The organism is Neisseria sp. P0021.S005 (genome assembly GCF_051956955.1).
Window position 1 is genome coordinate 1 of the sequence record NZ_JBQCWY010000136.1, and the last position, 6,922, is coordinate 6,922.

General features: G+C 48.6%; 6 protein-coding genes. All 6 read left to right on the forward strand.

Translation table 11 applies throughout. The features are described from left to right. Window positions 1–1,556: TAT-dependent nitrous-oxide reductase (nosZ, locus tag ACTHUE_RS09035; RefSeq protein ID WP_440402901.1), on the forward strand; the 1,556-nt coding region annotated here is incomplete at its 5' end. Between the two features lie 198 nt (window positions 1,557–1,754). After that, window positions 1,755–3,116: a nitrous oxide reductase family maturation protein NosD gene (locus tag ACTHUE_RS09040; protein ID WP_070459262.1), complete on the forward strand. Its 1,362-nt coding sequence runs from the start codon at window positions 1,755–1,757 to the stop codon at window positions 3,114–3,116. Window positions 3,117–3,175: 59 nt separating this feature from the next. Further along, the gene (locus ACTHUE_RS09045; RefSeq protein ID WP_070459265.1) at window positions 3,176–4,069 is read left to right on the forward strand and encodes an ABC transporter ATP-binding protein; all 894 of its coding nucleotides are present in this window, start codon (window positions 3,176–3,178) and stop codon (window positions 4,067–4,069) included. Beyond that, window positions 4,066–4,896 (forward strand): ABC transporter permease, encoded by an 831-nt coding sequence (locus ACTHUE_RS09050; protein ID WP_070459269.1) that lies wholly within the window; start codon window positions 4,066–4,068, stop codon window positions 4,894–4,896. The genes ACTHUE_RS09045 and ACTHUE_RS09050 overlap by 4 nt, the downstream gene beginning before the upstream one ends. Next, entirely contained in the window at window positions 4,893–5,387 is a 495-nt protein-coding gene (locus ACTHUE_RS09055; RefSeq protein ID WP_070459272.1) for a nitrous oxide reductase accessory protein NosL, read from the forward strand. The genes ACTHUE_RS09050 and ACTHUE_RS09055 overlap by 4 nt, the downstream gene beginning before the upstream one ends. A 117-nt stretch (window positions 5,388–5,504) precedes the next feature. Beyond that, complete coding sequence (locus ACTHUE_RS09060; protein WP_440423317.1) at window positions 5,505–6,530, forward strand: FAD:protein FMN transferase; 1,026 nt, start codon at window positions 5,505–5,507, stop codon at window positions 6,528–6,530. Window positions 6,531–6,922: the final 392 nt, after the last annotated feature.

The window sequence follows — 6,922 nt, forward strand, 5'->3', positions numbered from 1 at the left end:
TGCAAGACAGCGGTCTGCGTTGCTACCCTAACGGCGACTTGCACCACCCGCACTTGTCTTTCACCGACCAAACTTACGATGGCCGTTATGCTTACGCCAACGATAAAGCAAACACCCGTGTTTGCCGCGTCCGCTTGGATGTAATGAAAACCGATAAAATCATCGATATTCCTAATGCTTCAGGTATCCACGGTCTGCGTCCGCAACGTTATCCGAAAACCGGTTACGTTTTTGCCAACGGCGAACACATTGTTCCAGTTGACGGCGTAGGTAAATGGGATGATGCGAAAACTTGGAATGCCGTTTATACCGCAATTGACGGCGAAACCATGGAAATCGCATGGCAAGTTTTGGTAGACGGTAACTTGGACAACGGCGATGCCGACTACCAAGGTAAATACTCTTTCTCTACCTGCTATAACTCTGAACGCGCTCTGACTGTACAAGGTGCTTCTTCTAACGAGCAAGACTGGTGTGTAGTATTTAACCTGGCCGCTATCGAAGAAGGCATCAAAAAAGGCGACTTCAAAGAAGTTAACGGCGTGAAAATGTTGGACGGCCGTGCAGAAGCCAACTCTCCATACACCCGCTACATCCCTGTACCTAACTCTCCTCACGGCTGTAACGCAAGCCCTGACGGCAAATACATCATGCTCAACGGTAAACTGTCTCCAACCGTTACCGTATTGGATGTCAGCAAACTGGACGATTTGTTTGCAGGCAAAATTAAAGAGCGCGATGTTGTCGTAGCTGAACCTCAACTGGGTCTTGGCCCATTACACACTGCATTTGACGGTCGCGGCAATGCCTATACTACATTGTTTATCGACAGCCAAATGGTGAAATGGAACATCGACGATGCGATTAAAGCCTACAAAGGCGAGAAAATCGATCCGATTAAACAAAAATTGGACGTTCACTATCAACCTGGTCACAACCACACTACCATGGGTGAAACTAAAGAAGCCGACGGTAAATGGTTGGTGTCTTTGAACAAATTCTCCAAAGACCGCTTCCTGAACGCAGGCCCTCTGAAACCTGAGTGTGACCAATTAATCGACATCTCCGGCGACGAAATGCGTCTGGTTCACGACAACCCGACTTTTGCAGAACCACATGACTTCTGTCTGGTTTCCGCTTCCAAAGTGAACCCAAGCAAAACTTGGGACCGCAAAGACCCATGGTTCTGGAAAGATGCTTTGGAACAAGCGCAAAAAGACGGTGTTGAGCTGGAAAAAGCCGCTAAAGTCGTACGTGAAGGCAACAAAGTACGCGTGTACATGACTGCCGTTGCGCCTGCATTCAGTATCCCTCAATTTGAAGTGAACCAAGGCGACGAAGTGACCGTATACGTAACCAACGTTGAGACCATTGAGGACTTGACTCACGGTTTCACTTTGGAAGGCTACGGTATCGCTATGGAGATCGGCCCGCAAGCGACATCTTCTGTAACCTTCAAAGCAGTCCGTCCAGGCGTACACTGGTATTACTGCCAATGGTTCTGCCACGCATTGCACATGGAAATGTCAGGTCAAATGATTGTTAAACCAAAATAATTTTGGTTTGATGATTTAATCCTTCAGGCCGTCTGAAAAGACATTCTTTCAGACGGCCTTTATAGCAAAGCTGTTTGTCTGCAGATATTGCAATGAGATATAAGCCATCATCAGACAGCTTTGCTATAACATCAAAATACCTGTTTCTGCATATGTTTACCATGTAGAAAACAGGCCGTCTGAAATTGAGATATAATTATGACGCATACACCATCCCATCGTTCCAAATGGCAACGTGCCGCATTCGTATTGCTATTGGGCAGTATGGTTCAGACGGCCTTTGCCTCAGTCATCAACGTATCCGCACAAGACAATCTCAATGATGCTTTAGCGCGCGCCCAAGCCGGCGATACGCTCAAGCTTGCCTCCGGTACATACAAGACCAAACTCTATATCGACAAACCGATTACCATTGAAGGTCCGGCCGATCGCTCCGCCAAGATTGTCGGCGACAGGAGCGGGCGTACCATTGCCGTTCATGCGCCTGACGTAACTCTGCGCAATCTGACCGTTTCCAATTCAGGCTTGAGCCTGCCGGCCATGGATGCAGGGATTTATCTTGAGGAAACGGCTCCGCGAGCATTGGTTGAACACAATAATGTCTTGGACAACTCAGTCGGCGTATACATCCATGGCGCGGCAGAATCGATGGTGCGCGAAAATAAGATTGTCGGGGAAGCCACATTGCGTGTGAATGAGCGCGGTAATGGCGTAACGGTTTGGAATGCGCCGGGCGCGCAAGTAGTCGACAACGATATTTCCAAAGGCCGTGACGGTATTTTTTCTAATACCAGTACAAACAATACCTATAAAGGCAATCGTTTCAGCGATTTGCGTTTTGCAGTGCATTATATGTACACCAACGACAGCGAGGTCAGCAACAACATCTCTGTCGGCAACAATATGGGCTATGTGTTGATGTTCTCAGAGCGTCTCAAAGTGTATGGCAATATCGCCGTAGGCAGCCGTGACCAAGGCATTATGCTCAATTACGTCAACCATTCCGATATTAACGATAACATTATCAACAAAGCCGGTAAATGCGTATTCGCCTATAACGCCAACTTCAATAAAATTTTTGACAACCATTTTGAAAACTGTCAAATCGGCATTCACTTTACCGCGGCTATTGAAGGCACAAGTCTGTCCAATAATTCGTTTATCAACAACGAAAGCCAAGTTAAATACGTCAGCACCCGTTTCCTTGATTGGGGAGAGGGCGGCCGAGGCAATTATTGGAGCGACAACAGTACATTCGATCTTGATGGCGATGGTTTTGGCGACAACGCCTATCGACCGAACGGCATTATCGACCAAATCATTTGGCGCGCCCCCGTGTCCCGTCTGCTGATGAACAGTCCTGCCGTCAGCATTGTCAAATGGGCGCAATCTCAGTTCCCCGCTATTTTGCCGGGCGGCGTCATCGACAGTAAGCCATTGATGAAACCGATCAGCAACAAAACAAGCACCAAATACGAAGCCATGAAGGATGAGCTGTTGCACGAAGCCAGTACGCGCCAATCCGATTGGAGCGATGCCGAAAACGGATCTTTGAATTAAACATGTTTTCAGACGGCCTTTTTCATGAGGCCGTCTGAAACGGCACAAAGGAATTATTCATGACCAACCACGTCGAATTAAGAAACGTGACCAAACAATTCGGTAGTCAAAAAGCCGTCAACCAAGTCGATTTAGTCCTCAAAGCAGGCGAAAGCGTCGGCATGGCAGGGCATAACGGTGCAGGCAAATCCACCATCATGAAGCTGATACTCGGCCTGATTACGCCGACCGAAGGCGAAGTCATGTTGCTGGGCGAGCGTACCGGCAGTAAGGCAGGCGCACTGCTTCGCAGCCAAATCGGCTACCTGCCTGAAACCGTCGCGCTTCATCCTTCATTGACCGGCATTGAAACCATGGATTTCTATGCCAAACTTAAAAAACAGCCCTTGAGGAAAAACCGTGAGTTGTTGGAACGCGTCGGCATTTCTCAAGCGGCACGCCGCCGTGTCGGCACTTACTCCAAAGGTATGCGCCAACGTCTCGCTTTGGCACAAGCCTTGTTGGGCGAGCCTAAAGTCTTATTGTTTGACGAACCGACCACAGGCCTTGACCCGGCTTCACGCCAAATGTTTTACGAAGTCGTGCGCGAACTGAATGGACGCGGTGCAACCGTATTGCTCAGCACGCACGCGCTTGCCGAACTCGATGGCCACGCCGACCGCATTATCGTCATGAAAAACGGTGTGAAAGTTGCCGATGGCAGCATGGATGAGTTGCATGTTCAAAGTGGTTTGCCGTTGACCGTCAATGTTCGTTTGAAAGAAGCGCGTCCGTTGAGCGAGCGTTGGCAGCCGCTTTCAGACGGGCTGTCGTATAAAGCGCAATGTAAAGCCGAAGAGCGTATGGGGCTTTTGAGTGAATTGGGTGATTTGGGCAACCTTGCCTATATCGATATCCATACCCCGACACTTGACGATATGTACGCACAATTCTTAAAAAGGGAAGACGTATGAACCCCGTTTGGATTATTACCGGCAAAGAAGTCCGCGACAGCCTGCGCAACCGTTGGGTCCTCGCCGCCGCACTCCTGCTTGCCGCGCTTGCCCTGTCATTGGGTTTCCTGGGCAGCTCGCCTACCGGTACAGTCAAAGTCGATCCGTTGACCGTTACCGTTGTCAGCCTCTCCAGCCTGTCGATTTTCCTGATTCCGCTGATTGCGATGTTGCTCTCTTATGATGCGCTGATTGGCGAAATCGAACGCGGCACGATGGCGCTGTTGTTGAGCTATCCGATTTCGCGCAACCAAATCCTTGCCGGCAAATTTATCGGCCATCTCATCATCCTTGCCCTTGCCACCACGGCAGGCTACGGATTGGCGGGCATTACCCTCCAGCTTGCCAACGGCGGCTTTGACCTTGCCGCATGGAAACCTTTTGCCCTCCTGATTGTTGCCAGTGTGATTCTTGGTGCAGCCTTTTTGTCTATGGGTTATTTGATTAGCGCAAAAGTCAAAGAACGCGGTACTGCCGCCGGTATCGCCATCGGCGTATGGCTGTTTTTTGTGGTGATTTTCGATATGGCGCTTTTGGGTGTTTTGGTTGCCGATACTGAACAAGTTATTACCGCGCCTGTTGTAGAAACCATTCTCTTGTTCAATCCTTCCGACATTTACCGTCTGCTCAACCTGACCGGTTATGAAAACACCGCGATGTACGCAGGGATGGCCGGTTTGAGCGATCAAATCAGCCTGACTATGCCGGTTTTGCTGACGGCGCAGGTATTATGGGTTATCATTCCCTTGGTCTTGGCCGCCTGGATTTTCGGAAAGAGACAAATATGAGAAAAATATTATTTACAGCATTCACCATCCTTGCTTTATCTGCTTGTAGCAAAGAGGAAAATACTCCTCCGCCTACGCCCCAACGAATCAGCGACAGTGCAGTCGGTCATTACTGCAGCATGAACTTGACCGAACACAACGGCCCTAAAGCGCAAATCTTCTTGAACGGCAAACCTGACAAACCGGTTTGGTTTTCCACCATCAAGCAGATGTTCGGCTACACTAAACTGCCTGAAGAGCCCAAAGGCATTCATGCTATCTATGTTACCGATATGGGCAAAGTCAAAGATTGGGAAAAACCCAATGCCGACGCCGAATGGATAGATGCGAAAAAAGCCTATTACGTCATCGAAAGCAGCTTTATCGGCGGCATGGGTGCGGAAGACGCGCTTCCGTTTGCCGACAAGGCTCAGGCTGAAAAATTCGCCAAAGAGAAAGGCGGCAGAGTAGTCGGTTTTGCAGAGATGCCCGACGAATACATTTTCAAATAAAACAACCAATAAAGGCCGTCTGAAACTGTTTCAGACGGCCTTTATGTTGGAAGCTGTCGATTGATGATTTAATGAATGCGGCTTTCAATGTAAAGATAAAAATCCAAGGAATACTTTATGTCCACCCCCTTAACGCGCCGCCGTTTCCTTGCCATCGCCGCCACACTTGCCGCTGGTGTCGGCATTCCCTTTGCCATTAGCCGCAGAACCAATCAGCCGACTCATCCGGCCAGCCTGAATCAAGAAGAGCAGCCAGTTATTTGGAGAGGTATTGCGTTGGGTTCGGGTGCGGAGTTGCGTTTGTTCGGCGTTGAGCGCAAGCAGGCGGAAATACTGGTCAACAAAGTATTGGCGGAAGTTTCACGATTGGAAAAAATCTTCAGCCTGTATCGGGATGACAGCATGATTAGCCGCTTAAACCGAGAAGGCCGTCTGAAAAATCCGCCATCCGATTTTTTGCAGCTGCTCAGTATCAGCCGAGATATCCATCAGCTGACGCAGGGTGCATTTGATCCCAGCATTCAGCCTTTGTGGAATCCGTATGCCGACCACTTCAGACGAAACCCCAAAACTGAAACGCCGCCATCCGAACGCAGTATTAAAGAAACGCTCGAATTAGTGGATTTTAACAAAGTCGATTTTGATACCAAAGAAATCCGTTTTGCCCAAAAAGGCATGGGCTTGTCGCTCAACGGCATTGCGCAGGGCTATATCACCGACAAAGTAGCCGAATTGTTGAAGCAGCAAGGCGTTACCCAGGCATTGATTGATATGGGGGAAATTTACGGCTTTGATAATGCCAACCAGCGCGAGTGGAATGTCAGTATTCGCAATCCCGACCAAGAAGACCAAATCCTGACCACCATTGCCATGAAAAACCAAGCCTTTGCTACATCTGGCGGCTATGGCACGGTAATGGACGAAGCTGGCAAATTTACCCATCTTTTTGATCCGCGTACAGGCGGAAGCCAGCCGCGCTATAAAAGCATGAGCGTTATGGTGGAAAGTGCGGCGGTTGCCGATGCTTTTTCTACTGCATTTTCTATTATGGATGAAGCGGCCATCCGTACTGCGGCTCAAGTTAAAAATGCACAGGTTTGGCTGGTGATGACGAATAATGAATTGAAGAAGATTGGAGGCTGAGGGGAAGGCCAGCCTTGCCTGCGATTTTGACTATGTGCATAGGACAGGGAAGGCTCGATTACTGAAATAATGGAGGATAAAAAAAGAAGGGCTGCCCAAGGGGGCAACCCTGAAACTCTTGCAGCTGGGAGTAATTAGCAAGAGATTACGACACTTAAAACAAAAATTCACTCATTTCAAAGCATGAAGCTTTAATATCTAAGCAATACGGTTTCAACCGCTCAAACCCCTTCGATACGGAGAAACACAACATATATGGGAAAATCCGACAAAGTGGTTTGAAGCAATTCAGATGAACGGTCTGTAATGCAGATAACCGGATGTCTTTAGATGAACGGTATAATATCAGGATAAACGGAACATTACTAGTGAATATTATAAAAAATTAGAAT